This window comes from Pseudomonas sp. IPO3774 (assembly GCF_013386835.1).
Lineage (GTDB): Bacteria > Pseudomonadota > Gammaproteobacteria > Pseudomonadales > Pseudomonadaceae > Aquipseudomonas.
In genome coordinates, this window is the sequence record NZ_JACAQY010000066.1 from 388 (window position 1) to 25,215 (window position 24,828).

Consider the following 24,828-nt stretch of genomic DNA (forward strand, 5'->3'; position numbering starts at 1 on the left):
GTGAGCCGCTGTAAGAGCGGAACCATAAGCCGCCGTTACCTAAATAACGGATATGTACTCAACCCCAATCAAGAATAAGCCACCCGAGCAGCCCCAACCCCAAGCCCCTCCCGAAACGCCAAATAATGCTTCAACACCTGCACCGGCGCCTCAATCTGCGGATAGTGCCCAATATTCGCCAGCAACACCGTATCCGCGTGCGGCACCAGCTCACGATAACGCTGAACCATATGCCCCCCGGAAATCGGATCAACCTCCCCATCGATCACCCGCAACGGCACCTCCCCCCGCTGCATGGCCGCCACCCATCGATCCCGCTGCTGCCTACGCTGAGGAATATACGCAATCAACTTGTGCAAAATCCGCGGCCCATCCTGGCTCTCGATCAAGCTCCAGAAATCATCCAGCGCACTCTCACTGGGCCGAGTCGCCGGCCCGAAAATCTGCCCAAAACTGTTAGCAAGGGCATTACGCCCAAACGCCCGCCCGATCATCCAACCCAATGGGCTCAGCAACAGCTTCTGCACCAACGCCGGACGATGCGTCTCCGGAAACAACCCACCGTTGAGAAACACACAACTGCCCATCCGAAACCGGCCTTCGTAATGCCGCGCCAACAACTCCTGCGCAACACTGTCACCGTAATCATGGGCCAGCACATGCACCGGCTGCTGCACCCAAAGATGCTCCAGCAACGCCTGTTGCAAGTCCGCCTGCTCCAGCAGGCAATAGGTGTGGTCCAGCGGCTTGGCCGAATCGCCAAACCCCAGCATGTCGCAGGCAATCACTTGATAGCGCTGGGCCAACGGCTGCCAGAGGTAATGCCAATCCCAACTGGCCGTGGGAAAACCATGGATCAGCAGCAACGGCTCGCCCTGCCCCGCCACCCAGTACCGAATGGTGGCGCCGCGAAACTCAAAGCTCTGGGCACGCTGGCGCCAGATGCGCAGCGGGATCTCGGCGAGTGGCATCAGCTTTTATACCCGGTGTCGAGTGCATCGAGTTTGCGCAGCAACGCCGGCCACGCCAGCGCGCCGCCCATGCCCTGAGCGCTTTTGGTGACCCCAGCGATCATCGCCCGGGCACCGGCCAATATCTGCGGCGCAATGCTGATCAGTTCAGCGCCACCGTTCTGCGCCATCACCTGGATATCGCAGGTGCGCTGGAAGATGAACATCATCAGGAACGTATCGGCGATGCTCCCACCACAAGTCAGCAAACCGTGGTTGTGCAGCATCAGGAAATTGTTTTCGCCAAGGTCGGCCTGCAAGCGGGCCTTTTCCTCGTGGTTCAGCGCGACACCTTCGTAGGCGTGATAGGCCAGGCTGGACAGCACGAACAACGATTGCTGGCTGATGGGCAGCACGCCCTGTTTCTGCGCGGAGACGGCAATGCCGGAAGCGGTGTGGGTGTGCAGCACGCAGACCACATCGTGCCGCACTTCGTGCACCGCACTGTGAATGGTGTACCCGGCAGGGTTGACCTCGTAGGGACTGTCCATCAGCTTGTTGCCGGCCTGATCGACCTTCACCAGGCTCGACGCGGTGATCTCGTGGAACATCAGCCCGTAGGGGTTGATCAGGAAGTCTTCGGTGCCCGGCACCTTGGCCGAGATGTGGGTGAAAATCAGGTCGTCCCAACCATGCATCGCCACCAGGCGATAGCACGCGGCGAGGTCGACGCGGGCCTGCCATTCGGCCGCGCTGACCTGGTCTTTTACACTGTGTGTCGATTGAACAGTGGCTAGGCTCACGGCAATGACCTCCTTGGCGCGCTTATTATTGTTTTTTTGAGTGAAGAGGCAGTCTAGTCAGACCTCGAGGCCGCCGTAGTTGCATTGGCAGCCAGCTTGATGACCGAACGGGTCAGTCCTGAGGATAGTTCGATTTTGTTCTGCGCGTGTCAGAGAAGCGACGCCAATAAAGGCGCGGCGAACAGGTTGAGCAAGCCGGTCAGCACCATCACCAGCCCCGCCACGGAGCCTTCCTCGCCGCCCACCTCATGAGCCCGGCTGACACCGGCGCCATGAGCGCCCACGCCGAACAACGCACCGCGCGCCAATGGCGTGCGCAACGGCAACCACTTGAGCAGTACGCCGCCGAGCATGGCGCCAAACACCCCGGTGAACATCACGAACACCGCCGTCAGTTCCGGCACGCCGCCCAGGTCGGAAGACACCGGCATCGCGAACGGGGTGGTGATCGAACGGGGCACCAACGACATCGTCACCGAGCTGTCGAGAGCGAGGGCCTTGGCCAGGCCATACGAAGTGGCGATGGACGCCGCGCTGCCCGCGACCATCCCGAGCAATAACGCTGACCAGTGGCGCATCAGCAATCGGCGCTGTTGCCAGATCGGAATCGCGAACGCCACGGTCACCGGGCCCAGCACCAGCATCAGCCAGTGGGTGTCGGTGGCGTATTCGGCATAGGCGGTTTTCATCGGCACGGCCACCGCCAGCAGCAGCGCCGGCACCAGGATCAGCGGCGACAGCAGGTAGCGCCCGGTGCGCCGGTAGATCCAGCGGCTGAAGCCGTAGGCACCGAGGGTCAGCGCCAGCCAGAACATCGGCATCAGCTCAAGCTTCATGGCGCAGCTTCCAGCGGCAGACGAATTCCACGGTAAACGCAGTCACCAGCATGACCGACAAGGTGCTGAAACCGATCACCAACATGATCCGCCAGCCGTCGTGCTTTACCAGGCCACCGTAGTCCAAAAGGCTCATCAAGGCAGGAATAAAGAACAGCAGCATCTCGGCCATCAGTACACCGGCGCCCAGTTGCAGAGCCGCCGGTTTTACCAGGCCGGTGGCGAAGGTCAGCAACAACAGGCCCAGGCCGACCACACCACCGGGAATAGGCCAGCTCAGCCAGGCGGCCAATTGGCAGCCCAGAAAATATATGGCCAGCAGCACAATCAGTTCAGTCAATAACCGACCGACGACTTTGAAGGTGAAACGTTTCATGAGCTTTGGGTCCTCGCAGGGCTCCCATTTTAAAGAGGCCCCTGGCATCCCCACAGCGAATTGTTAGACTGCAAGCTATTCCAAACTGGAATCATGTCGATGGAATTTAAACAACTGCGCAGTTTTGTCGAAGTGATCCACCGCGGCGGCTTTACCCAGGCCGGCAAAACCCTGCACATCAGCCAATCCGCCGTCAGCAAGCAGGTGGCACAACTGGAGCAAAGCCTGGGCACGCCGCTGCTGGATCGCCTGGGTTCGCAGATTCGCCTGACGGCTGCCGGACAAGTGGTGCTGCAGCGGGCGGAGGCCATGCTGCGCCAGCAAACCGAATTGCTCAGTGAGCTGGATGACTTGAATCAGTTGACCCGTGGCGAGTTGCGCATGGGCCTGCCGCAGTTGGGCGGCGACACGTTGTTCGCCGGGCTGTTTGCCGAATACCGCCGCCGTTATCCGAACGTCACCATCCAGTTGCTGGAAGGCGGCAGCCGCAATATCGAGCAGGCGATCTTGAGCGGAGAGCTGGAAGTGGGCGGCAGCCTGATGCCCAGCGACCCGGCATTCGCCTGGCAGGCATTCTGCGATGAACCGCTGGATGCCCTGCTGCCGATGGACCATCCATTGGCCGATAACGCGCAGATCCGCCTGGAGGAGTTGGCTGACACGCCGTTCCTGATGTATCAGCGCAGTTTTGTGTTGAACGACCGCCTGCTACAGGCCTGTCAGCAATTGGGCTTCACCCCGAAGGAAAGCGGGCGCAGTGGCCAGGCGGATTTTCTCGCCGCATTGGTGGCCGCCGGCCAAGGCGTGGTGCTGCTGCCCAGCGTAGTAGCCCGGGGCCTGATAAGGCCCGGCGTGGTGCGCCTGACGCTCAAGGCGCCGGACTACCTGCGCTGGGACATTGCCTTTATCTGGCGTGAGGGTGCCTACCTGTCGAAAGCCGCCCAGGCCTGGCTGGCGTTATTGCGCGAGTTCCCGGTCAACCGCGCAGTGCAGTGACCAACTCGGCCAGCCACGGCTCGGCGTCGGCTTCCGGGGTCACGCTTTCGCTGGCGTCCAGGCGCAGCATCGGCAGCACTTCGTGCACGCCCAACTCGGCAAACAGCTCGCGCATTTGCTCGCCGCCGCCGCAGAACGTGTCGCCATAGCTGGCGTCGCCCAGGCCGATCACCGCGCCGGGCAAGCCTCGCCAGGCGGCCGGCAGTTGGTCGCGAATGGTCGAGTAAAGCGGCTGCAGGTTGTCGGGCAGTTCGCCCATGCCAGTGGTGGACGTCACGGCCAGGAAGGCTTCCGGAGCAAAGCCCTGTACGTCGGCGAGGGTTGCCCGCGGGTTGTGCCAGGCGTCGAAGCCGGCAGCGTTGAGGATGCTTGCAGCATGACGGGCGACTTCTTCAGCCGTGCCGTACACCGAGCCGGAAAGGATGGCGACTTTCATCAATCTGATCCTGTAGCTGACTAAAAGCCTGGGATATTAACAGCTGGGGCCCATGGACAGGCTGCCGGCATGTCTTAAACTGCAAACTCCAACTACAAGCCATGGACCGCTCAATGATTAACGCCAAGCTGATGCAACTGGTGATCAACGCTTCCAACGACGGCATCGTTATCGCCGAGCGCGAAGGCAAGGACAAGCCACTGATTTATGTGAACCCGGCCTTCGAGCGCATGACTGGCTACACCCTCGACGAAATCCTCTATCAGGACTGCCGCTTCCTGCAATCGGGCGATCGTGACCAGCCGGGGCTGATGGCGATTCGCGAAGCCCTGGAGAGTGGCGGCGCCTGCCGGGAAATCCTGCGCAATTACCGCAAGGACGGCACGCATTTCTGGAACGAGCTGTCGTTATCGACGGTTTACAACCCGGCCGACAAGCAGACCTACTTTGTCGGTGTGCAGAAGGATGTGACCGTTCAGGTCAAGGCCCAGCAGCGTGTCGCGCAACTGGAAGCCCAGTTGGCTGACCTCAAGGCGGAGCTTGCGGCACTCAAGGCGACGAGCGGATCTAACAAAAACTAGAAAACGCGGTCTTTAAAGAGATAATGGCGTTTTAATACCTTTTTCTTGAGCAAGATCAATGCAACGCGACGCGCTTTTGACGCAGGACGAGCTGGATTTTATTCAGACCATGCACCATAACCCGCAACTCAATGTGCGGGACGCGTCGTCGAGCCTGACGGTCAATGGCGGTGCGCAGATTCGTGATCTGCTCACCCGCCTGGCCGCCCATGACCATGTCACCCTCCAGGCCCAATTCGACAACCAGCAAATGACGTTTCCGCTGCAATTGGTGGAAGACGAGTTTCATGCCGTGCATCTGCGGCTGGGTGTACCGAGTATTTTCGAAGACGGGCCGATGATCCGCCCGTGGCGCCTGGCGCTCGAAGAGCCGGTACCCCTGGAAAACATCAAGGGCCAGCCCGGTGCGCTGTGGGTGCATGAGGTGTCATTCAAGGGATTGCTGGTGGAAATTCGCGGGCGGATCAAGGCGCCAAGAACCTTTTCGCTGTGGTTCAGTCCGTCCGGGTACGAGCGCATTTCGGTGCGGGGCACGCTGGAACGGGAAACTGCCCGAGGATTGTTCGCCTACCGCCTGAGCCAGAACGATGTGGATGAGACCGAGCGCCTGCGCCAGTTTATCCTGCAGCAACATCGCCTGTTTCACCCCGAAGTCCACGCCTGAAGTCAGGTATCCAGGTTACCGCGCAGAAACTGCTGCAAGCGGCGCTGCATCAATCGCCCTTCGTTACCCAGGCAGCCAACGGATGAACCCGCCAGTTGTTCCTGCGCCAACTCCGCCGCATCGCCGGCCAGCAACAGCGGGCAATCCAGGGTCAGGGCCAGCCGTTCAAGGCGCCGAGGCAAGCCATTGGCCGGCGAGTGATTGGAGAACACCACAAGGGCTTGTGGCCTGGTTTTTTCACAGACAAGGGTCAATTCATCCATCGGCTGGCCCACAGCCAGAACCTTGACCGCCAACTCGTCACCGCTCATCAACAGGCCTGCGACCAACAACTCCAGCTCTCGGCACTCCCCCGCAATGGCCGCCAGCAATACCCGTGGCGCCGCTGAGGCACAGCCTATCTGCAGGCGTTTCCAGGTTCGGCTGCGCAGAAATCCATCAAAAAACAGCCATTCACTGGTTTGTCCAAACAACCCCTGATGTCGCAACAGTTGCTGCCAGAGGGGCATCAGGATGTCCTGGAACACCACCGCGACCGGGTAGGCAGCGAAAATCTGGCCATACAACCGGTCCAGTTGCCGGTCGTCGAAGGCACCGACGGCCGTTCGCAACTGCGCCTGCCATTGGGCCCATTCATGCTCTGCACCTGCCGGCGAAGCAGCCGCCGCTTCGACTTGATGATCGTCGCGCGCGAGGATCTTGCCGACCTTGCTCACGGCCACGCCACGCTCGATCCAGTCAAGAATGCGATGAACGGTCTCGATATCGGTGCGCGAATACAGGCGGTGCCCACTTTCGGTGCGAACCGGGTGGATCAGCCCGTAACGCCGTTCCCAGGCACGCAAGGTGACAGGGTTGATGCCTGTCAATCTCGCGACTTCGCGAATCGGAAACAGCTCATCGGAATCGGCAGGGTTGCCAAGGGCCATTTCGGGACGTGGAGCAGTCATTACAGACATCAGGGCATCAATATACTGTCAGGAACTTGGATCCCATTTAACGCCCATACAGCTGTCCGATTCAAGGTCTTCGACAAGCCGACCAATGTCGCTGGTGTATTTCTGCAAAACAGGAATAATCCTTGCCTGTTTTTTCAACGTGGCTGCTTACCCCGCAGCTTCGTTCGTGCGCCGCCTACCCGGCCCAGTGCACCTGATCCTTATGGAGATACACAATGTCTACCTCCCCCGTCACCCTGATGGTTGCGCGCCGCGTGGCCAAGGGCCGCTATGAAGAGTTGATGGCCTGGCTGCGCGAAGGCGAGCAATTGGCCACGGACTTCCCCGGTTACCTGGGTTCAGGCGTGCTTGCACCGCCGCCCAACGATGACGAGTTCCAGATTATTTTCCGTTTCGCCGACGAAAAAACCCTGCATGCGTGGGAGTTTTCCGCCTCCCGTGGTGCATGGCTCGGGCGTGGCAGTGAGCTGTTTGCTGCGCCGTCGGAGCATCGCGTACGCGGTATCGACGGCTGGTTTGGCGCCGCCGCCGCACGTCCGCCGCGCTGGAAGCAGGCCGTGGCCATCTGGCTGGCATTTTTCCCGGTGTCGCTGCTGTTCAACTTCGGCCTTGAGCCGCTGCTCAGCGAGTTGGGGTTGCTGAGCCGTGTGCTGGTCAGCACCCTCGCGCTCACGCCATTGATGGTTTACTTCTTTATCCCGTTGTCGACCCACCTGCTGGCCGGTTGGCTGCATCCGGCGCCAGCCCGGGTAAAGGCCACCGAAGCCGCTGCTTGAGTACAAGGGAGGCCGCTCGCTGGTATAGTTTTAGCCTGCCAGCGATTCGAGCCTCCCATGTCTTCAACACCCGCCCCGATCCTGATCACCGGTGCCGGCCAGCGCGTCGGCCTGCATTGCGCCCAGCGCCTGCTGGACGAAGGGCAGCCAGTGATTTTCAGCTACCGCACCGAACGTCCCGGCGTGCAAGCCTTGCGCGAACGCGGTGCGATCGGTGTGTTTGCCGACTTCTCCAACGAGACAGGTATTCTCGCCTTCATCGACGAACTGAAGACGCACACCCAAAGCCTGCGGGCGATCATTCATAATGCCTCGGCCTGGGTGGCGGAAGCGCCCGGCGACGAGAGCCGCGCCTTTACCGACATGTTCAGCGTGCACATGCTTGCGCCGTACCTGATCAACCTGCATTGTGCTTACCTGCTGCAACGCTCCACGCCTGCGGATATCGTGCACATCAGCGATGACGTGACCCGCAAGGGCAGCCGCCAGCACATTGCCTACTGCGCCACCAAGGCCGGGCTCGACAGCCTGACCTTGTCGTTTGCCGCGCAGCTTGCACCGGATATCAAGGTGAACGGCATTGCCCCGGCAATGGTGATGTTCAACGAGGGCGACGACGCGGCTTACCGCGCCAAGGTCCTGGCCAAGGCGGCACTGGGCATCGAGCCCGGCCCCGAGGTGATTTACCAGAGCGTGCGCTACCTGCTGGATAACCCGTATGTCACCGGTACCACCCTGACCGTCAACGGCGGGCGGCATATCAAGTAAGCCGTTTGCGAGGATGTTGTATGACTTTGTCCCTGCCCCACCACTACCGCGAGATCCTCAAGGGCCTGGGTGAAGACCCCGAGCGCGAGGGTTTGCTCGACACGCCAAAGCGTGCCGCCAAGGCCATGCAGTACCTGTGTCACGGCTACGAGCAGAACCTGGAAGAAATCGTCAACGGTGCGCTGTTTTCCTCCGACAACGACGAGATGGTGATCCTCAAGGACATCGAGCTGTATTCGCTGTGCGAGCATCACCTGCTGCCCTTTATCGGCAAGGCCCATGTGGCCTATATTCCGACCGGCAAGGTGCTCGGCCTGTCGAAGCTGGCGCGTATCGTCGACATGTTCGCCCGTCGCCTGCAGATCCAGGAAAACCTCACGCGGGAAATCGCCGACGCCATCCAGACGGTGACCCAGGCCGCCGGCGTGGCGGTGGTGATCGAAGCCAGGCACATGTGCATGATGATGCGCGGTGTCGAAAAACAGAATTCAACCATGAACACCTCGGTGATGCTCGGCGCCTTCCGCGAGTCGAACACCACGCGCATGGAGTTCCTGCAACTGATTGGACGGAGCAAGTAGCAATGCCACAACTTCAGCCAGGCATGGCGCGCATCCGGGTCAAGGACCTGTGCCTGCGCACGTTTATCGGGATCAACGAGGATGAAATCCTCAACAAGCAGGATGTGTTGATCAACCTGACCATCCTGTATGCCGCCCAGGAAGCCGTGCGCGACAACGACATCGACCACGCGCTGAACTACCGCACCATCACCAAGGCGATCATCGCCCATGTGGAAGGCAACCGCTTTGCCCTGCTGGAGCGCCTGACCCAGGAGATCCTCGACCTGGTGATGAGCAATACATCGGTGCTGTACGCCGAAGTCGAAGTCGACAAACCCCATGCGTTGCGTTTTGCCGAATCGGTGTCGATCACCCTGGCGGCCAGTCGCTAACCCTTACCTTTGCAGTGAGCATCATGAACGATCAACAACGCCTCGAACTCGAAGCCGCCGCCTTCCGCCGGCTGGTGGCCCACCTGGACAGCCGCAAGGATGTGCAGAACATCGACCTGATGAACCTCTCGGGCTTCTGCCGCAACTGCTTATCCAAGTGGTACAAGGCCGAGGCCGACGAGCGCCAGATCGAGCTGAGCCTCGATGACGCCCGTGAAGTGGTGTACGGCATGCCGTACGCCGAGTGGAAAGCCCAATACCAGCAAGAAGCCAGTGCCGAACAGCAAGCGGCATTCGCCAAAGGAAAAACCCATGACTGACCTGAACACCCTGCGCGCCAGCCTCAACAGTGGCGAACATGTTTTTGCCGATACCCTGGCCTTTGTAGCTGCGGGTTACGACTACCAGCCACAAGCGTTCACCAATGGCAGCGTGGAAAACGCCGCCGGGCAGAACGAAGGTTCGTGCAAGACCCTGGGCCTGGCGCTGCTGGAAGGCTTGAGCGACCAGGAAGCGCTGTTGGCGTTTGGCGAGCATTACCGTTCGGTGCTGGCCACGCCTGAAGGCAGTGACCATGGCAACATTCGTGCGCTGATCGAGCATGGGTTGGCGGGTGTGAAGTTTGCCGCACAGCCACTGACCCGCAAATCCTGAGTCAGACATAGATCAAAATGTGGGAGCGGGCTTGCTCGCGAAAGCAGAGTGTCAGTCAATACATCGGGTGACTGACACACCGCTTTCGCGAGCAAGCCCGCTCCCACATTTGGACTGCGGTGATCATCAAATCCCGTGCATAAAAAAACCGGCCTCGCAGCCGGTTTTTTTGTTTCTACGGTTTAGAACGAAGCGTCCTTCAAACCGTCGAGGTAACGCTCGGCATCCAGTGCCGCCATGCAACCGGCGCCGGCGGAGGTGATCGCCTGGCGGTACACGTGGTCGGCCACGTCACCGGCAGCGAAGATACCTTCGATGTTGGTGGCAGTCGCATTGCCTTCACGGCCGCCCTGCACGATCAGGTAACCGTCTTTGGCATCCAGCACGCCTTCGAACAACGAGGTGTTCGGAGTGTGGCCGATGGCGATGAACACACCGTCGACTTTCAGCTCGTCGAAACTGCCGTCGTTGTTCTTCAGGCGAGCACCGGTCACGCCCATGTTGTCGCCCAGGACTTCGTCCAGGGTGGCGTTGAGCTTGAGGATGATCTTGCCTTCGGCCACGCGGGCATGCAGCTTGTCGATCAGGATCTTCTCGGCGCGGAAGGTCTCGCGACGGTGAACCAGGGTCACGGTGCTGGCGATGTTGGCCAGGTACAGCGCTTCTTCCACCGCGGTGTTGCCGCCACCGACCACAGCCACTGGCTTATTGCGGTAGAAGAAACCGTCGCAGGTTGCGCAGGCCGAAACGCCCTTGCCCATGAACGCTTCTTCCGACGGCAGGCCCAGGTAACGAGCGCTGGCGCCGGTGGCGATGATCAGCGCGTCACAGGTATACACGCCGCTGTCGCCGGTCAGGCTGTAAGGCTTCTTGGAGAAGTCGACCTTGTTGATGTGATCAAACACGATCTCGGTTTCGAAACGCTCGGCGTGCTCTTTCATGCGCTCCATCAGCACCGGGCCGGTCAGGCCGTGGACGTCGCCCGGCCAGTTGTCGACTTCAGTGGTGGTGGTCAACTGACCGCCCGCTTGCATGCCGGTGATCAGCAACGGCTTGAGGTTGGCCCGGGCAGCGTAGACGGCAGCGCTGTAACCGGCAGGGCCGGAACCGAGAATAATCACTCGCGAATGACGGGTATCAGACATGACTCACTCCTATCGACCGCCCGGACTACAGAACGGCTGGAATAAAAAAGGACCGCGAAGCACTTGGGGAAGGCTTGAACTCGCAGATCCTGAAAATAATGGGTGCAGCGTATAGAGGGAGGCAAGATTAAGGAAATACGGATTAACAATCCAGCTCATAGGTGGTCTCTATCCCATGCCTTCTATTAATCGACACCTTTGTTACCGTTAATGTGGCGATGCGGGCCGTGCTTTCCCGGTACTCCCAAAGCCGGTAAGGTCGGCGCGTTCGCCCCTATTGCCCGGAGTTATCCATGCCCGCCCCCGTTCTTTCAGGCCCACAGTACCTGCGCGAAGGTCTCAAACTGGTACTCAGCCCCGGCCTGCGGCTGTTTGTGCTGCTGCCGCTGGCAATCAACCTGATCCTGTTCGTCGGATTGATCTACTTCGCCGGCCATCAGTTCAGCCTGTGGGTCGACACACTCATGCCGACGCTGCCGAGCTGGCTGAGCTTCCTCAATTACCTGTTGTGGCCTTTGTTCGTGGTGCTGGTGGTGCTGATGGTGTTTTTCACCTTTACCATGCTTGCCAACATCATTGCCGCGCCGTTCAACGGCTTTCTGTCGGAAAAGGTCGAAGTGGTGGTGCGCGGCACCGATGATTTCCCGGCGTTCAGCTGGGGCGAACTGGCGGCCATGGTCCCGCGCACCCTGGCCCGGGAAATGCGCAAACTGGGTTACTTCCTGCCCCGGGCCATCGGCCTGTTTATCCTGTCGTTCATCCCAGTGGTCAACCTGGTGGCGGCGCCGCTGTGGCTGCTGTTTGGTGTGTGGATGATGGCGATCCAGTACATCGACTACCCGGCCGACAACCACAAGCTGGGCTGGAACGAAATGCTCGCCTGGCTGCGCCAGAAGCGCTGGCAGAGCATGAGTTTTGGCAGCATCGTCTACCTGGTGCTGCTGGTGCCAGTGGTCAACCTGCTGATGATGCCGGCAGCGGTGGCCGGGGCGACGTTGTTCTGGGTGCGTGAGCAGGGCGCCGAGGCCATGGCCATTAAAAAGGCCTGAGCCGTCACAAATCCATCATCCAAAAGACACAATGACGACATGGCCCACGCCGACACTGTGGGTCATGACGACAGCTTCGCTCCACATCACCCTGATCACCGAAACCTTCCCGCCTGAGATCAACGGGGTGGCCAATACCCTTGGCCGCCTGTGTGACGGTTTGCGCGCGCGCGGGCATCAAGTCGAACTGGTTCGCCCGCGCCAGGGCAGCGACCAGAGCCGGCCCAGCGACGACGGCCTGATGCTCTGTCGCGGCTGGCCGCTGCCGGGCTACCCGGGGCTGCAATGGGGCCAGTCGTCGATGCACAAGCTGTTGCGGCGCTGGACCCGCCAGCGCCCGGATGTGTTGTATATCGCCACGGAGGGCCCACTGGGTTTGTCGGCGTTGCGGGCGGCGCGGCGCCTGGGGATCAGCGTGGTGAGTGGCTTCCACACCAACTTCCAGCAGTATTCCAACCAGTACGGCCTGGGCATGCTGAGCCGGGTGCTAACCCACTATCTGCGCTGGTTCCATAATCGCTCGACCCTGACCCTGGTGCCCAGCGCCAGCCAGCGACTGGAGCTGGAGCGGCGCCATTTCGAGCGCCTGGGCATGCTCGCGCGCGGTGTCGACAGCCAGCTGTTTCACCCGGCCAAACGCGACCCAGCCCTGCGTGAGCAGTGGGGGCTGAGCGATGAAGACATCGCCGTGCTGCACGTCGGACGCCTGGCCCAGGAAAAAAATCTCGGGCTGCTCAAGCGCTGCTTCGACTCGCTGCAAACCACTTACCCACAGCGCCGGTTGAAACTGATCATTGTCGGCGATGGCCCCCAACGGACAATGCTTGAGAAATCGCTGCCTCAGGCAATTTTTTGCGGTACCCGACGCGATGAGGAGCTGGCTCGGCACTACGCCTCAGGGGATCTGTTCCTGTTCCCCAGCCTGACCGAAACCTTTGGCAATGTAGTGTTAGAGGCCATGGCCGCAGGGTTGGGGGTGGTGGCTTACGACCAGGCAGCTGCAACCCAGCATATTCGCCATGGTTACAACGGTGTGCTGGCGATGCCTGGGGACGAGGAGGCATTTTGTGATGCCGCCAACTGGTTGTTGGAGGAGCGTGAAAGTTTGCGCAGGGTCAGGCTCAATGCCCGACAACACGCCAGTCGCCAGGGCTGGCCGGCAATTATTGAGCAGTTTGAAAGCAAGTTACTGGATGTATGCAGGGGCATATCGAGTGTGTACAAAGTCAGCAGCAACACTATGAATGTCTAGTATTCGATGTAGATATTTTTGATCTGCCCAAGCGAACACCCTTGCATGACCAGTAGACAAGCCAACTCAGTGCTGCGTGAGGGGGAATGTTGCGAGTTGCAGTTGGGAACTAGTGCGCAGGTGAACACCACAACATCAGTGGCAGGTTGTTCAGGGTCATAGGAAGAACCAGCCATAAAGCCCAAATACTCTTAGATAAAATATGTGGAGTTCACCCATGTCGATGCCACTCAACAGCATCCAGCCTTCGTCGTTCAGTCTGCCTCCTGCGCCTTCGGGCTTAGAGAACGGGGGTATTCGCGGCAAGCGGCCTGACGATCAACAAGCAGGCCTCCTTGCATTGCAGGAGCAGCAGGAGCAGCAGGAGCAGGAAAAAAACCAGCTGAAGTTTTAATACAACTCAAGGCAACTTGGCAAAAATGCCTGGAAACTGGTTCCAGGCATTTTTTGCAGCCACGCAGTTAAACGTGTGCGCGTCAAACGAGGGTCGTCAACGCCTCACGACTGAACGGCAGGATGTCGCCTTCACGGCCTTCGCGAACCTTCAGTGCCCAATCCGGATCCACCAGCAGCGCACGACCCACAGCGACCAGGTCGAACTCGTCGTTGTTCAGGCGCTCCAGCAGTTTTTCCAGGCTGGCGGGTTGCGCCACTTTGTCGGTGTTGACCATGAACTGCAGGAACTCGCCATCCAGGCCGACGCTGCCCACGGTGATGGTCGGCTTGCCGGTGAGCTTGCGGGTCCAGCCGGCCAGGTTCAGCTCGGAGCCTTCGAATTCCGGCTCCCAGAAACGGCGGGTGGAGCAGTGGAAAATATCCACGCCGGCGTCAGACAGCGGCTTGAGGAATTCACCCAAGGCTTCCGGGGTTTGCACCAGGCGCGCGGTGTAGTCCTGCTGCTTCCACTGGGAGAAACGCAGGATGATCGGGAAGTCCGGCCCCACGGCGGCGCGGACGGCCTGGATCAACTCGATGGCGAAACGCGAACGGTTGGCCAGGCTGCCGCCGTATTCGTCGGTGCGCTGGTTGGTGCCTTCCCAGAAGAACTGGTCCACCAGGTAGCCATGGGCGCCGTGGATTTCAACGCCGTCCATGCCGATGCTCTGGGCATCCTTGGCAGCCTGGGCGAACGCGGCGATCACGTCCTTGATGTCTTGCACGGTCATGCCGTGGACGACGACGTTGCCGTCCTTGAGTTTTTCGGTGGGGCCGTAAGCCGGGACGCTGGCATCCGGCTCGGTGCCGATGCGCCGAACGCTGCCCACATGCCACAGTTGCGGAACGATCTTGCCGCCTTCGGCATGTACCGCGTCGACTACTTTCTTCCAGCCGGCCAGGGCGGCTTCACCATAGAAATGCGGGACGTTCGGGTAGCCGTTGGAAGCCGGGTGGCCGACCACGGTGCCTTCGGTGATGATCAGGCCGACACCGGCGGCGGCGCGGCGGCGGTAGTACTCGATCACTTTGGAGTTGGGCACGCCACCCGGAGAAAAGGAACGGGTCATCGGCGCCATGACCACGCGACTCGGCAGTTGCAGTGCACCGAGCTGGAACGGTTTGAACAAAGCTTGGACAGGCATGGGAGCACTCCATCGGAAAGGAATTTATGATGTGGATAATATGGAGTGTGCAGCGTGTTGGATAGCACTATTGATTGGGGTGATTAAGGGGTAAAAGCGGGAGGGCATGGGGCTGCTTCGCAGCCCAACGGGAGCAAGCTCCCTCGCCACAGCAAGCTCCCTTGCCATAGGAGACTCCCTGCCACAGGAAGCTCCCTTGCCACAGAAACTCACTCGACAATGCTGAAAGTATCAGCTCAATGCTTTTTCGATCGCCTGAATAATGGAGGGGTCATCCGGCGGTGTACGCGGCGAGAAACGCGCCAGCACCCGGCCGTCCTTGCCCAACAGGAACTTCTCGAAGTTCCAGGTGATGTCCCCGGGAAATTCGGCGCCCTCGCCCGCCAGCAATCGATACAGCTGGTGGCGATCGTGGCCATTCACCTCAAGCTTGCTGCCCAGGGGAAAGGTCACGCCGTAGTTGAGGCTGCAGAATTCCTGGATTTCTTCTTCAGTACCCGGTTCCTGCCCGGCAAATTGATTGCACGGCAGCCCGAGTACGGTGAAACCCTGGTCTTTGTATTGCTGATAGAGGTTTTCCAGCGCGGCGTACTGTGGGGTCAACCCACATTTGGAGGCGACGTTGACCACCAGCACGACTTGCCCCTTGAAGGGCGCCAGAGACAGCTCCTGACCATCCAGGGCTTTGAGTTTAAGGTCGTGGAAAGCACTCATGACGAACTCCAGATATCCCATGTTCTTCGTAACGGCCATTCGAGATTACAGCCGCCAAGTCGGCAAGAATAGCCGCCAAATGAAAAAGGCGCCCGAAGGCGCCTTTTTCCAACTGACAGAGCGTCGCTCAGTCAATTAATGGTGGTGACCACCTTCGCCGTGCACGTGGCCGTGGGCCACTTCTTCCTGGGAAGCGTCACGGATAGCGACGATCTTCACCTGGAAGTTCAGGCGCTGGCCAGCCAGCGGGTGGTTGCCGTCGACGGTCACGTCGTCGCCGTCCAGGTCACGGATGGTGACGATTTGCATCTGGCCGTCCGGAGCGGAAGCGTGGAACTGCATGCCCACTTCCAGCTCGTCGACACCTTCGAACATGCTGCGGCTCAGGGTGCTGACCAGTTCGGCAGCGTATTCGCCGTAGGCATCTTCAGGTTCTACGGCAACGGTCAGTTCGTCACCGACCTCTTTGCCTTCCAGGGCCTTTTCCAGGCCCGGGATGATGTTACCTGCACCTTGCAGGTAGACCAGCGGCGCGCCGCCGGCAGAACTGTCGATGACCTCACCAGCGTCGTTGGTCAGGGTATAGTCAATGGAGACAGCCTTATTGGCGGCGATCGGCATGGGGCGAGACCTTTTGCAGAAGAATGAAGAACGGACAAGTCTAAACAAGGATTTGCCCGAAAGCGAACACAACCCGGACGGACGGGGTCGAACAACTGACCCGACGGTCGTCGGATTTCACCAGGACGAAGACCGGCACTGGGTCGTCGAGCTTTCCTGCGGCCACACCCAGCACCTGCGCCACCAGCCACCCTGGCAATCCCGGGCCTGGGTCACGGACCCGGCGCAACGCCTTGAAAAAATAGACAAGCCCTTTACGTGCGGCTGGTGTGCGCAAGGCTCAGATAAAGATAACCTTGGCACCTGATTCCCGGTAGGCAGCCAGCCATAGGCCGCCACCGAAGCCATGCACCTCCAGAGAATTCGCATGCAGACTTTTTTTATCGCGCCCACCGATTTTGGTGTGGGTCTGACCTCCATCAGCCTTGGGCTGGTGCGCACCCTTGAACGGGCCGGGCTGAAAGTCGGCTTCTTCAAACCGATTGCCCAGCCGCACCCCGGCGACACCGGCCCCGAGCGCTCCACCGAGCTGGTGGCCCGCACCCACGGCCTGAAACCGCCCCAGCCTCTGGGCCTGGCCCATGTCGAACGGATGCTCGGCGACGGCCAGCTCGACGAGCTGCTGGAAGAAATCATCACCCTTTACCAGCAAGCCGCCGTGGGCAAGGACGTGCTGATCGTCGAAGGCATGGTGCCGACCCGCAGCGCAAGCTATGCGGCCCGGGTCAACCTGCACCTGGCCAAGAGCCTGGACGCCGAGGTGATCCTGGTCTCGGCCCCGGAAAACGAAGTGCTGACCGAACTCTCCGGCCGCGTGGAATTGCAGGCCCAGCTGTTCGGCGGCCCGAAAGATCCAAAAGTGTTGGGCGTGATCCTCAACAAAGTGCGCACCGACGAAAGCATGGAGGCGTTCTCGGCACGGCTCAAAGAGCATTCGCCGTTGTTGCGCAGCGGCGATTTCCGCCTGTTGGGCTGCATCCCCTACCAGCCGGAACTCAACGCCCCGCGCACCCGCGACGTGGCCGACCTGATGGGCGCGCAGATCCTCAACGCCGGTGACTACGAAACCCGGCGCATGACCAAAATCATCATCTGCGCCCGCACCATGCGTAACACTGTGGAGCTGCTCAAGCCCGGCGTATTGGTGGTGACCCCCGGCGACCGCGACGACATCATCCTCGCTGTCAGCCTGGCCGCCATCAACGGCGTGCCGCTGGCGGGCCTGTTGCTGACCAGCGACACCCTGCCCGACCCACGGATCATGGACCTGTGCCGTGGCGCGTTCCAGGCCGGGCTGCCGGTGTTGTCGGTGAGCACCGGCTCGTATGACACGGCCAACCAGCTCAACAGCCTGAACAAGGAAATCCCGATTGATGACCGCGAACGTGCGGAGATCATCACCGACTTCGTCGCCAGCCACCTCGACGCCCGCTGGCTGCACCAACGCTGCGGCACGCCGCGGGAGATGCGCCTGTCGCCGGCGGTGTTCCGTTATCAACTGATCCAGCGCGCCCAGGCGGCCAACAAGCGCATCGTGTTGCCCGAAGGCAGCGAGCCGCTGACCGTGCAGGCCGCCGCCATCTGCCAGGCACGCGGGATCGCCCGTTGCGTACTGTTGGCCAAGCCGGCCGACGTGGAAGCCGTAGCCCGCGCCCATGGCATCGAGCTGCCCGAAGGCCTGGAGATTCTCGACCCCGACCTGATTCGCCAGCGCTACGTGGAGCCGATGGTGGCCCTGCGCAAAACCAAAAGCCTCAACGCGCCGATGGCCGAGCAGCAACTGGAAGACACCGTGGTGATCGCCACCATGATGCTCGCTCTGGATGAAGTGGACGGCCTGGTCTCCGGCGTCATCCACTCCACTGCCAATACCATTCGCCCGGCCTTGCAACTGATAAAGACCGCGCCGGGCTGCACCCTGGTCTCGTCGGTGTTTTTCATGCTGTTCCCCGAGCAAGTGCTGGTATACGGCGACTGCGTGATGAACCCGCACCCCAGCGCGGCGGAGCTGGCGGAAATCGCCCTGCAAAGCGCCGACTCGGCCGCCGCATTCGGTATCACGCCACGGGTGGCGATGATCAGTTACTCCAGCGGTGATTCGGCCACGGGAGAAGAAGTCGAGAAGGTCCGCGAAGCCACCCTGCTGGCCCACGAAGCCCAAAGCTCGCTGCTGATCGACGGCCCGTTGCAGTACGACGCCGCCGCCAACGAAAGCGTGGCCCGGCAACTGGCGCCCAACAGCCTGGTGGCGGGCAAGGCCACGGTGTTCGTGTTCCCGGATCTCAACACCGGCAACACCACCCACAAGGCCGTGCAGCGCAGTGCCGATTGCGTCAGCCTGGGCCCAATGCTGCAAGGCCTGCGCAAACCGGTGAACGACCTGCCCCGCGGGGCGCAGGTGGACGATATCGTGTACACGATCGCATTGACCGCGATTCAAGCCGCCAACCGACCTATGGATGTCTAAATGCTGGATTTTCTACCTGCCGCCGTGCGCGGGGTGATCGCCTCGCTGTTGCTGGCGTTGAATACGATTTTGCTGTGCTCGTTCCTGTTTATCGTGGCGCTGTTCAAGGCGCTGCCGTTTGCCAAGCGCTTCAGCGAATGGCTGATGAACCAGACCCACGAGGCCTGGATCAGCAACAACAAGGCCTGGATGAACCTGGTGCGACGCACCCGCTGGCACCTGAAAGGCCTGGAAGGCCTGGACTATGAACACTCATATCTGGTGACCAGCAACCACCAGAGCTGGGTCGATATCATGGTGCTGCAATACGTGCTCAACCGGCGCATTCGCCCGCTGAAGTTCTTCCTCAAGCAAGAGCTGATCTGGGTCCCGGTGATTGGCTTGGCGTGGTGGACGCTGGGCTTCCCGTTCATGAAGCGCTACACCAAGGCGTACCTGGAAAAGCACCCGGAAAAGAAAGGCAAGGACCTGGAAACTACCCGCAAGACCTGCGCGAAGTTTCGCCACAACCCGGTGGGAATCTTCAACTTTGCCGAAGGCACGCGGTTTACCCCGGGCAAGCATGCACAGCAACAGTCACCGTTTCGCTACCTGCTCAAGCCCAAGGCCGGCGGCATTGCCTTTGTGCTGGATGCCATGGGTGAACAGCTGAAGTCGCTGGTGAACGTGACCATTCACTATCCTGGTGGGCGCCCCGGTTATTGGGATTTGCTGTGCGGGAATGTGAAGGACGTTGTCGTGCAGTTTGAAGAGGTGCAGATTCCGGCCGAGTTTATCGGCAAGAATTATGAGCAGGATGGGGAGTATCGGTTGGCGTTCCAGGGCTGGATCAACCGGTTGTGGGAAGAGAAGGATGTGTTGCTCGCCAAATTGCACACAGATTATCCCGCCAGTCACTGATCAAAATGTGGGAGCGGGCTTGCTCGCGAATGCGGTGTGCCAGCCTATACATGTGGCGGCTGACACTCTGCTTTCGCGAGCAAGCCCGCTCCCCCATTTGACCGAGTTGTTTCCAAGGCCCCATAAAAAAAGCCCGCCAACATGGCGGGCTTTTTTGCGCGCGTGAAGCTTAGATCGCGCCGCGCTGGCGCAGCAGTTCCAGCACTTGCTTGACGCTGTCTTCCAGCGACAACGCCTGGGTGTCGATCACCAGGTCCGCATTCAACGGCACGTCATACGGGAACGACTCACCCGGGATGTTATCGCCGCCCGCCGCGTACAAACCTTGCGGATCACGCTCGGCACACACCAAAGGCGAAGCCTGCACGTACACGGTCAGCAAACGATCACCGCCGATCAGCGCCTTGGCCTGTTCACGCCCTTCAGCATCCGGGGCAACAAACGCCGCCAACGTCAGCAAGCCGGCTTCGTTGAACTGACGCGCCACGTGCGCGGCACGACGCCAGTTCTCGGTACGCCCGGCACGGTCCTGCGGCAAGCCCTTGTTCAGGTCGTGGCGCAGGTTCTGGCCGTCCAGCACAAACACCGCACGGCCCATGTCGAACAGTTTGCGTTCAACCGCGTAGGCCAGGGTGCTTTTGCCGGCGCCCGACAAGCCGCTGAACAACACGGTCGCCGGTTGCTGGCCGAAGCGCTGGGCGCGTTCTTCGGTGGCCACGTGAGCCAGTTTGCCGTGCTGCGCCGCGCTGCCATGGGTCACCGGCGGCGCGATGATCATGCCCGCAGCCACGGTGCCGTTGGTCAAACGGTCGATGACGATGAACGAGCCGGTGGTGCGGTTGCTCGCGTAACCGTCCAGGGCGATGACCGTGTCGAGGCTGACCTTGACCCGGCCGATCTCGTTCAACTGCAAGGCGCTCGCCGGGCCTTCTTCCAGGGTGTTCACATCCACGCGATGCACAATGCTGGTGATGGAACCCGGCACGTAGCTGGTGGCGCGCTTGATGTCGTATTTCTTGCCCGGCAGCATCGGTTCTTCAGCCATCCACACCAGCATGGCGTCGAAAGCATCGGTCACTTGCGGCACATTGTCGGCATGCACCAGCAGGTCGCCACGGGAGATGTCGATTTCGTCTTCCATGGTCAGGGTCACGGCCTGGCCGGGACCTGCGTTTTCCAGTTCACCTTCAAAGGTGACGATGGATTTGACGCGGCTGCTCTTGCCCGACGGCAGCACCACGACTTCGTCGCCCTTGTGCACGATGCCGCTGGCCAGGGTGCCGGCAAAACCACGGAAGTTCAGGTTCGGACGGTTGACGTACTGCACCGGGAAACGCAGGTCGGTGTAGTTGCGGTCGTTGGCGATCTCGACGGTCTCGAGGATCTCCATCAGCGACTGCCCGGTGTACCAGGGCGAACGCTCGCTCTTGTTCACCACGTTGTCGCCCTTGAGGGCCGACATCGGCACGAAGGCCAGGGTGCTCGGCTTGAACGCGATACCGTCGGCAAACTTCAGGTAATCAGCCTTGATCGACTCGAATACGCTTTGGTCAAAGCCATTGATGTCCATCTTGTTGACGGCCACCACGATGTGCTTGATGCCCAGCAACGAGGCGATGAAGCTGTGGCGACGGGTCTGGGTCTGCACGCCGTAGCGGGCGTCGATCAGGATGATCGCCAGGTCACAGGTGGAGGCACCGGTGGCCATGTTGCGGGTGTACTGCTCATGGCCGGGGGTGTCGGCGATGATGAATTTGCGCTTGGCGGTGGAGAAGTAGCGGTAGGCAACGTCGATGGTGATGCCCTGCTCACGCTCGGCCTGCAGGCCGTCGACCAGCAACGCCAGGTCGATGTCGTCACCGGTGGTGCCGGATTTTTTCGAATCGCGGGTGATGGCTTCCAGGTGATCCTCGTAGATCATCTTGGAGTCGTGCAGCAGGCGCCCGATCAGGGTGCTCTTGCCGTCGTCGACGTTGCCACAGGTCAGGAAGCGCAACATTTCCTTGCGCTCGTGCTGGCCCAGGTAGGCGAGGATGTCCTCGCTGATCAAATCAGATTGATGCGACATGACAGCCCCTTAGAAATAGCCTTGACGTTTTTTATCTTCCATCGAGCCTGCACCATCGTGGTCGATGACACGGCCCTGGCGCTCGGAAGTTCGCGTCAGGAGCATTTCCTGAATGATGTCCGTCAGCGTCTCGGCTTCGGACTCCACCGCGCCCGTCAACGGGTAGCAGCCAAGGGTACGGAAACGTACTTTCTTTTTGACGATTCGGGCTTTGTCTTCGTCGGACAGGTGCTCGAGGATGCGGTCGTCGTCGATCATGATCAACGTGCCGTTCTTCTCGATCACTTCGCGTTCGGCGGCGAAATACAGCGGGACAATCGGGATGCCTTCCAGGTAGATGTACTGCCAGATATCCAGCTCGGTCCAGTTGGACAGCGGGAACACACGGATCGACTCGCCTTTGTTGACGTTGCCGTTGTAGACGTTCCACAGCTCCGGGCGCTGGTTTTTCGGGTCCCAGCGGTGCTTGCTGTCGCGGAACGAGTACACGCGCTCTTTGGCACGGGATTTCTCTTCATCGCGACGGGCACCGCCGAATGCAGCGTCGAAACCATACTTGTCGAGCGCCTGTTTCAGGCCCTCGGTCTTCATGATGTCGGTGTGCTTGGCGCTGCCGTGGGTGAACGGATTGATGCCCTGCGCCACCCCGTCCGGGTTGACGTGAGTGATCAACTCAAGACCAAGCTCTTCGACCATCTTGTCGCGGAACTTGTACATCTCCTGGAATTTCCAGCGGGTGTCGACGTGCATCACCGGAAACGGCAGCTTGCCCGGAAAAAAGGCCTTGCGTGCCAGGTGCAGCATCACGGCGGAGTCTTTACCGATCGAGTAGAGCATCACCGGGTTATCGAACTCGGCGGCGACCTCGCGGATGATGTGGATGCTTTCCGCCTCCAGCTGTTTCAGATGCGTCAGTTTGTCGACCATGGTTACTCACGGAAAAACGATCTTATGGACGGCCAGCGGGCCGTGTTCGAGCGGGGCATGCTAGCACAGCGCCTGATTCTATTGAGGGGGCTGGCTAGATCGAAACGGTATATCAATATACCGCTGGGTTTGGCTCGACTCGATCAAATGTGGGAGCGGGCTTGCTCGCGAATGCGGTGTGTCAGTCAATGCATATGGCGACTGATGCACCGCATTCGCGAGCAAGCCCGCTCCCACATGTGTCCGGTGGTGTTCGTTAGATCGGGTTTGGGCAATCGATGAAGAGGTGTTCGAGGGCGAAGCGCCGTGCGAGGTAATCGCCCAAGGCTTGCACGCCGTAACGCTCGGTGGCGTGGTGCCCGGCCGCGATAAAGCTGATGTCGTTTTCCCGGGCACTGTGGAAGGTCTGCTCCGAGGCTTCGCCGCTCAGGTACAGGTCAACCCCGGCGAGCACCGCCTGGTCGATATAGCCCTGGCCACCACCGGTGCACCAGCCCACGCGGCGGATCATCTCGCTGCCTTCGATCAGCAGCGGCTCGCGGCCCATGGCTTCCTGCACGCGGCGGGCAAAATCACGGGGCGACGCCGGCTCGGCCAGGGAACCCACCAGGCCGACGACCTTGAGGTTGTCCGGGTCCAGCGGGCCTTCGACGGTGATGTCCAGTTGCCGGGCCAGTTGCACGTTGTTGCCGACCTCAGGGTGCAGGTCCAGCGGCAAGTGATAGGCAAGCAGGCTGATGTCGTGCTTGAGCAGGGTTTTCAGGCGGCGCTGCTTCATGCCGGTGATGCACGGGCTTTCGCCTTTCCAGAAATAACCGTGGTGCACCAGCACCAGGTCGGCCTGGGCTTCGACCGCCGCGTCCAGCAATGCCTGGCTGGCGGTCACGCCGCTGACGATGCGCAGCACTTGCGGTCGGCCCTCGACCTGCAGGCCGTTGGGGCAGTAATCGGCGATTTTGGCACTATTAAGGTAGCGGTCCGCTTCCTCGACTAAGGTGCTCAGGGCAACGGCCATAAAAGACTCCTAAATATCCCGTTCAGAGGCGCTCACGGCCTCGTATAATGCGCGACATTATGGGCGCTCTCCCGCCCCCTGCAACCTGTCAGGATTTTTCTTCATGCTCAAGGCACTGCGTTTTTTTGGATGGCCATTGTTGGCTGGCGTGCTGATCGCGATGCTGATTATTCAGCGTTATCCACAACTGGTCGGCCTGCCGACCCTTGATGTCAACCTGCAACAGGCACCGCAAACCAGCGCGGTGGTACAAGGCCCGGTGACTTACGCCGATGCGGTGGTGATCGCTGCCCCCGCCGTAGTCAACCTGTACACCACCAAGGTCATCAACAAACCGGCGCACCCGCTGTTTGAAGACCCACAGTTTCGTCGCTATTTCGGCGACAACTCGCCCAAGCAGCGGCGCATGGAATCCAGCCTCGGCTCCGGTGTGATCATGAGCCCGGAAGGCTACATCCTCACCAACAACCACGTGACCACCGGCGCCGACCAGATTGTGGTGGCCCTGCGTGATGGCCGGGAAACCCTGGCCCGCGTGGTCGGCAGCGACCCGGAAACCGACCTCGCGGTGCTGAAAATCGATTTGAAAGGCCTGCCCTCGATCACCATCGGGCGCTCCGAAGGGCTGCGCGTAGGTGACGTGGCGCTGGCCATCGGCAACCCGTTCGGCGTCGGCCAGACCGTGACCATGGGCATCATCAGCGCCACCGGGCGTAACCAGTTGGGCCTCAACAGCTATGAAGACTTCATCCAGACCGACGCCGCGATCAACCCGGGCAACTCCGGCGGCGCGCTGGTGGATGCCAACGGCAACCTGACCGGCATCAACACCGCGATCTTCTCCAAGTCCGGCGGCTCCCAGGGCATCGGTTTCGCGATTCCGGTGAAGCTGGCCACTGAAGTGATGAAGTCGATCATCGAGCATGGCCAGGTGATTCGTGGCTGGCTGGGGATTGAAGTCCAGCCGCTGACCAAGGAACTGGCCGAATCGTTTGGCCTGACCGGGCGCCCTGGCATCGTGGTCGCCGGGATCTTCCGCGACGGCCCGGCGCAGAAAGCCGGCCTGCAACTGGGGGATGTGATCCTCAGCATCGACGGCGAGCCGGCCGGGGATGGTCGCAAGTCGATGAACCAGGTGGCGCGGATCAAACCCACCGACAAGGTGGCGATCCAGGTGATGCGCAATGGCAAGGAAATCAAGCTGTCGGCGGAAATCGGCCTGCGTCCGCCGCCTGCACCGGTGAAAGAAGAGGAATAACGGCTTCGGGAGCCCGTTCGCGGGCTCCTGTTACCTAATATTTCAAAAGAAATTCATTCTCATTAGTCATGTTATATT

The 24,828-nt window shown here is 60.5% G+C and carries 29 protein-coding genes; 16 read left to right on the top strand and 13 right to left on the bottom strand.

The features are described 5' to 3' along the window. Positions 1-68: 68 nt before the first annotated feature. The 4 genes from HYE77_RS28825 to HYE77_RS28840 form a co-directional block, all read right to left on the bottom strand. On the bottom strand, positions 69-971 hold the full coding sequence (locus HYE77_RS28825; RefSeq protein WP_177070161.1) for an alpha/beta fold hydrolase: 903 nt from the start codon (positions 969-971) through the stop codon (positions 69-71). Continuing rightward, positions 971-1,753 (bottom strand): class II aldolase/adducin family protein, encoded by a 783-nt coding sequence (locus HYE77_RS28830; RefSeq protein WP_102368141.1) that lies wholly within the window; start codon positions 1,751-1,753, stop codon positions 971-973. Before HYE77_RS28830 ends, HYE77_RS28825 begins: the two co-directional genes overlap by 1 nt. A 149-nt stretch (positions 1,754-1,902) precedes the next feature. Further along, a complete protein-coding gene (locus HYE77_RS28835) occupies positions 1,903-2,589 on the bottom strand; it encodes an LrgB family protein (protein WP_177070163.1) in 687 nt (228 codons plus the stop codon). Further along, on the bottom strand, positions 2,579-2,965 hold the full coding sequence (locus tag HYE77_RS28840) for a CidA/LrgA family protein (protein WP_087693754.1): 387 nt from the start codon (positions 2,963-2,965) through the stop codon (positions 2,579-2,581). Before HYE77_RS28840 ends, HYE77_RS28835 begins: the two co-directional genes overlap by 11 nt. A 99-nt stretch (positions 2,966-3,064) precedes the next feature. Here HYE77_RS28840 and HYE77_RS28845 point away from each other — a divergent pair, with 99 nt between their 5' ends. Next, positions 3,065-3,961 carry a LysR family transcriptional regulator gene (locus HYE77_RS28845; RefSeq protein ID WP_003208487.1) on the top strand — a complete coding sequence of 299 codons (897 nt, stop codon included), beginning with the start codon at positions 3,065-3,067 and terminating at the stop codon, positions 3,959-3,961. On the opposite strand, the gene HYE77_RS28850 is transcribed toward HYE77_RS28845, so the two are convergent. Next, complete coding sequence (locus HYE77_RS28850) at positions 3,942-4,397, bottom strand: flavodoxin (RefSeq protein WP_003208486.1); 456 nt, start codon at positions 4,395-4,397, stop codon at positions 3,942-3,944. The genes HYE77_RS28845 and HYE77_RS28850 overlap by 20 nt on opposite strands. A gap of 113 nt (positions 4,398-4,510) precedes the next feature. Here HYE77_RS28850 and HYE77_RS28855 point away from each other — a divergent pair, with 113 nt between their 5' ends. Together HYE77_RS28855 and HYE77_RS28860 are read left to right on the top strand one after the other, a co-directional pair. After that, complete coding sequence (locus HYE77_RS28855; RefSeq protein ID WP_003208484.1) at positions 4,511-4,978, top strand: PAS domain-containing protein; 468 nt, start codon at positions 4,511-4,513, stop codon at positions 4,976-4,978. A 58-nt stretch (positions 4,979-5,036) separates the two neighbouring features. Further along, positions 5,037-5,642: a hypothetical protein gene (locus tag HYE77_RS28860; RefSeq protein WP_003208483.1), complete on the top strand. Its 606-nt coding sequence runs from the start codon at positions 5,037-5,039 to the stop codon at positions 5,640-5,642. 2 nt (positions 5,643-5,644) lie between these two features. Here HYE77_RS28860 and HYE77_RS28865 read toward each other — a convergent pair whose 3' ends face one another. After that, the gene (locus tag HYE77_RS28865) at positions 5,645-6,601 is read right to left on the bottom strand and encodes a MerR family transcriptional regulator (protein ID WP_043225723.1); all 957 of its coding nucleotides are present in this window, start codon (positions 6,599-6,601) and stop codon (positions 5,645-5,647) included. A 215-nt stretch (positions 6,602-6,816) separates the two neighbouring features. On the opposite strand from HYE77_RS28865, the gene HYE77_RS28870 reads away from it, so the two are divergent. The 6 genes from HYE77_RS28870 to HYE77_RS28895 are packed head-to-tail and all read left to right on the top strand — an operon-like array spanning position 6,817 to position 9,754. Next, a complete protein-coding gene (locus tag HYE77_RS28870) occupies positions 6,817-7,377 on the top strand; it encodes an antibiotic biosynthesis monooxygenase (protein WP_008432309.1) in 561 nt (186 codons plus the stop codon). Positions 7,378-7,434: 57 nt separating this feature from the next. After that, entirely contained in the window at positions 7,435-8,145 is a 711-nt protein-coding gene (gene folM / locus HYE77_RS28875; RefSeq protein WP_177029268.1) for a dihydromonapterin reductase, read from the top strand. 20 nt (positions 8,146-8,165) lie between these two features. Beyond that, positions 8,166-8,726, top strand: coding sequence for a GTP cyclohydrolase I FolE (gene folE / locus HYE77_RS28880; RefSeq protein ID WP_003208476.1), 561 nt, complete (start codon positions 8,166-8,168; stop codon positions 8,724-8,726). A 2-nt stretch (positions 8,727-8,728) separates the two neighbouring features. After that, a complete protein-coding gene (folX, locus tag HYE77_RS28885; RefSeq protein WP_003208474.1) occupies positions 8,729-9,100 on the top strand; it encodes a dihydroneopterin triphosphate 2'-epimerase in 372 nt (123 codons plus the stop codon). A 23-nt stretch (positions 9,101-9,123) separates the two neighbouring features. Beyond that, positions 9,124-9,420: a DUF1244 domain-containing protein gene (locus HYE77_RS28890; RefSeq protein ID WP_008432302.1), complete on the top strand. Its 297-nt coding sequence runs from the start codon at positions 9,124-9,126 to the stop codon at positions 9,418-9,420. Then, positions 9,413-9,754, top strand: coding sequence for a HopJ type III effector protein (locus HYE77_RS28895; RefSeq protein WP_008432300.1), 342 nt, complete (start codon positions 9,413-9,415; stop codon positions 9,752-9,754). The genes HYE77_RS28890 and HYE77_RS28895 overlap by 8 nt, the downstream gene beginning before the upstream one ends. Before the next feature lie 182 nt (positions 9,755-9,936). On the opposite strand, the gene trxB is transcribed toward HYE77_RS28895, so the two are convergent. Next, positions 9,937-10,899, bottom strand: coding sequence for a thioredoxin-disulfide reductase (gene trxB, locus HYE77_RS28900; protein ID WP_003208470.1), 963 nt, complete (start codon positions 10,897-10,899; stop codon positions 9,937-9,939). A 293-nt stretch (positions 10,900-11,192) separates the two neighbouring features. Between trxB and cysZ the strand changes: the two genes are divergently transcribed. The 3 genes from cysZ to HYE77_RS28915 all read left to right on the top strand — a co-directional run bounded on the left by cysZ (position 11,193) and on the right by HYE77_RS28915 (position 13,594). Further along, a complete protein-coding gene (cysZ, locus tag HYE77_RS28905; RefSeq protein WP_177070165.1) occupies positions 11,193-11,948 on the top strand; it encodes a sulfate transporter CysZ in 756 nt (251 codons plus the stop codon). Positions 11,949-12,012: 64 nt separating this feature from the next. Further along, entirely contained in the window at positions 12,013-13,200 is a 1,188-nt protein-coding gene (locus HYE77_RS28910) for a glycosyltransferase family 1 protein (protein ID WP_102368138.1), read from the top strand. A gap of 217 nt (positions 13,201-13,417) precedes the next feature. Continuing rightward, positions 13,418-13,594, top strand: a complete 177-nt coding sequence (locus HYE77_RS28915) for a hypothetical protein (protein ID WP_177070167.1) — start codon at positions 13,418-13,420, stop codon at positions 13,592-13,594. Between the two features lie 82 nt (positions 13,595-13,676). Here HYE77_RS28915 and HYE77_RS28920 read toward each other — a convergent pair whose 3' ends face one another. The 3 genes from HYE77_RS28920 to HYE77_RS28930 all read right to left on the bottom strand — a co-directional run bounded on the left by HYE77_RS28920 (position 13,677) and on the right by HYE77_RS28930 (position 16,115). Then, the gene (locus HYE77_RS28920; protein WP_003208465.1) at positions 13,677-14,780 is read right to left on the bottom strand and encodes an NADH:flavin oxidoreductase; all 1,104 of its coding nucleotides are present in this window, start codon (positions 14,778-14,780) and stop codon (positions 13,677-13,679) included. A gap of 231 nt (positions 14,781-15,011) precedes the next feature. Continuing rightward, positions 15,012-15,494: a glutathione peroxidase gene (locus HYE77_RS28925; RefSeq protein ID WP_087693757.1), complete on the bottom strand. Its 483-nt coding sequence runs from the start codon at positions 15,492-15,494 to the stop codon at positions 15,012-15,014. Positions 15,495-15,629: 135 nt separating this feature from the next. Continuing rightward, positions 15,630-16,115, bottom strand: coding sequence for a peptidylprolyl isomerase (locus tag HYE77_RS28930; protein WP_003208457.1), 486 nt, complete (start codon positions 16,113-16,115; stop codon positions 15,630-15,632). On the opposite strand from HYE77_RS28930, the gene HYE77_RS28935 reads away from it, so the two are divergent. Genes HYE77_RS28935 through HYE77_RS28945 form a run of 3 tightly spaced genes read left to right on the top strand, consistent with a single transcriptional unit; the run spans position 16,084 to position 19,482 of the window. Then, the gene (locus tag HYE77_RS28935) at positions 16,084-16,422 is read left to right on the top strand and encodes a DUF3565 domain-containing protein (protein ID WP_003208456.1); all 339 of its coding nucleotides are present in this window, start codon (positions 16,084-16,086) and stop codon (positions 16,420-16,422) included. The genes HYE77_RS28930 and HYE77_RS28935 overlap by 32 nt on opposite strands. 60 nt (positions 16,423-16,482) lie before the next feature. After that, positions 16,483-18,582: a phosphate acetyltransferase gene (gene pta, locus HYE77_RS28940; RefSeq protein ID WP_003208454.1), complete on the top strand. Its 2,100-nt coding sequence runs from the start codon at positions 16,483-16,485 to the stop codon at positions 18,580-18,582. Then, positions 18,583-19,482 (top strand): acyltransferase, encoded by a 900-nt coding sequence (locus tag HYE77_RS28945; RefSeq protein WP_003208452.1) that lies wholly within the window; start codon positions 18,583-18,585, stop codon positions 19,480-19,482. Between the two features lie 169 nt (positions 19,483-19,651). On the opposite strand, the gene cysN is transcribed toward HYE77_RS28945, so the two are convergent. The 3 genes from cysN to HYE77_RS28960 all read right to left on the bottom strand — a co-directional run bounded on the left by cysN (position 19,652) and on the right by HYE77_RS28960 (position 23,492). Further along, positions 19,652-21,550, bottom strand: a complete 1,899-nt coding sequence (gene cysN, locus HYE77_RS28950; protein WP_008432291.1) for a sulfate adenylyltransferase subunit CysN — start codon at positions 21,548-21,550, stop codon at positions 19,652-19,654. 9 nt (positions 21,551-21,559) lie between these two features. Then, positions 21,560-22,477, bottom strand: coding sequence for a sulfate adenylyltransferase subunit CysD (gene cysD, locus HYE77_RS28955; protein WP_003208447.1), 918 nt, complete (start codon positions 22,475-22,477; stop codon positions 21,560-21,562). 256 nt (positions 22,478-22,733) lie between these two features. Further along, complete coding sequence (locus tag HYE77_RS28960; RefSeq protein WP_003208444.1) at positions 22,734-23,492, bottom strand: Nif3-like dinuclear metal center hexameric protein; 759 nt, start codon at positions 23,490-23,492, stop codon at positions 22,734-22,736. Positions 23,493-23,595: 103 nt separating this feature from the next. Here HYE77_RS28960 and algW point away from each other — a divergent pair, with 103 nt between their 5' ends. Further along, positions 23,596-24,750, top strand: coding sequence for a Do family serine endopeptidase AlgW (gene algW, locus HYE77_RS28965; protein WP_003208442.1), 1,155 nt, complete (start codon positions 23,596-23,598; stop codon positions 24,748-24,750). Positions 24,751-24,828 lie beyond the last annotated feature (78 nt).

Bases quoted from the DNA above. Each gene is read 5' to 3' on its own strand.
- algW (WP_003208442.1), top strand. From the start codon at position 23,596: ATGCTCAAGGCACTGCGTTTTTTTGGATGGCCATTGTTGGCTGGCGTG.
- trxB (WP_003208470.1), bottom strand. From the start codon at position 10,899: ATGTCTGATACCCGTCATTCGCGAGTGATTATTCTCGGTTCCGGCCCT.
- HYE77_RS28825 (WP_177070161.1), bottom strand. From the start codon at position 971: ATGCCACTCGCCGAGATCCCGCTGCGCATCTGGCGCCAGCGTGCCCAG.
- HYE77_RS28895 (WP_008432300.1), top strand. From the start codon at position 9,413: ATGACTGACCTGAACACCCTGCGCGCCAGCCTCAACAGTGGCGAACAT.
- HYE77_RS28865 (WP_043225723.1), bottom strand. From the start codon at position 6,601: ATGTCTGTAATGACTGCTCCACGTCCCGAAATGGCCCTTGGCAACCCT.
- HYE77_RS28860 (WP_003208483.1), top strand. From the start codon at position 5,037: ATGCAACGCGACGCGCTTTTGACGCAGGACGAGCTGGATTTTATTCAG.
- cysN (WP_008432291.1), bottom strand. From the start codon at position 21,550: ATGTCGCATCAATCTGATTTGATCAGCGAGGACATCCTCGCCTACCTG.
- folM (WP_177029268.1), top strand. From the start codon at position 7,435: ATGTCTTCAACACCCGCCCCGATCCTGATCACCGGTGCCGGCCAGCGC.
- cysZ (WP_177070165.1), top strand. From the start codon at position 11,193: ATGCCCGCCCCCGTTCTTTCAGGCCCACAGTACCTGCGCGAAGGTCTC.
- HYE77_RS28960 (WP_003208444.1), bottom strand. From the start codon at position 23,492: ATGGCCGTTGCCCTGAGCACCTTAGTCGAGGAAGCGGACCGCTACCTT.
- HYE77_RS28890 (WP_008432302.1), top strand. From the start codon at position 9,124: ATGAACGATCAACAACGCCTCGAACTCGAAGCCGCCGCCTTCCGCCGG.
- HYE77_RS28920 (WP_003208465.1), bottom strand. From the start codon at position 14,780: ATGCCTGTCCAAGCTTTGTTCAAACCGTTCCAGCTCGGTGCACTGCAA.
- pta (WP_003208454.1), top strand. From the start codon at position 16,483: ATGCAGACTTTTTTTATCGCGCCCACCGATTTTGGTGTGGGTCTGACC.
- cysD (WP_003208447.1), bottom strand. From the start codon at position 22,477: ATGGTCGACAAACTGACGCATCTGAAACAGCTGGAGGCGGAAAGCATC.
- HYE77_RS28840 (WP_087693754.1), bottom strand. From the start codon at position 2,965: ATGAAACGTTTCACCTTCAAAGTCGTCGGTCGGTTATTGACTGAACTG.
- HYE77_RS28930 (WP_003208457.1), bottom strand. From the start codon at position 16,115: ATGCCGATCGCCGCCAATAAGGCTGTCTCCATTGACTATACCCTGACC.
- HYE77_RS28845 (WP_003208487.1), top strand. From the start codon at position 3,065: ATGGAATTTAAACAACTGCGCAGTTTTGTCGAAGTGATCCACCGCGGC.
- HYE77_RS28915 (WP_177070167.1), top strand. From the start codon at position 13,418: ATGTCGATGCCACTCAACAGCATCCAGCCTTCGTCGTTCAGTCTGCCT.
- HYE77_RS28945 (WP_003208452.1), top strand. From the start codon at position 18,583: ATGCTGGATTTTCTACCTGCCGCCGTGCGCGGGGTGATCGCCTCGCTG.
- HYE77_RS28835 (WP_177070163.1), bottom strand. From the start codon at position 2,589: ATGAAGCTTGAGCTGATGCCGATGTTCTGGCTGGCGCTGACCCTCGGT.
- folE (WP_003208476.1), top strand. From the start codon at position 8,166: ATGACTTTGTCCCTGCCCCACCACTACCGCGAGATCCTCAAGGGCCTG.
- HYE77_RS28850 (WP_003208486.1), bottom strand. From the start codon at position 4,397: ATGAAAGTCGCCATCCTTTCCGGCTCGGTGTACGGCACGGCTGAAGAA.
- folX (WP_003208474.1), top strand. From the start codon at position 8,729: ATGCCACAACTTCAGCCAGGCATGGCGCGCATCCGGGTCAAGGACCTG.
- HYE77_RS28925 (WP_087693757.1), bottom strand. From the start codon at position 15,494: ATGAGTGCTTTCCACGACCTTAAACTCAAAGCCCTGGATGGTCAGGAG.
- HYE77_RS28855 (WP_003208484.1), top strand. From the start codon at position 4,511: ATGATTAACGCCAAGCTGATGCAACTGGTGATCAACGCTTCCAACGAC.
- HYE77_RS28910 (WP_102368138.1), top strand. From the start codon at position 12,013: ATGACGACAGCTTCGCTCCACATCACCCTGATCACCGAAACCTTCCCG.
- HYE77_RS28870 (WP_008432309.1), top strand. From the start codon at position 6,817: ATGTCTACCTCCCCCGTCACCCTGATGGTTGCGCGCCGCGTGGCCAAG.
- HYE77_RS28935 (WP_003208456.1), top strand. From the start codon at position 16,084: ATGGAGACAGCCTTATTGGCGGCGATCGGCATGGGGCGAGACCTTTTG.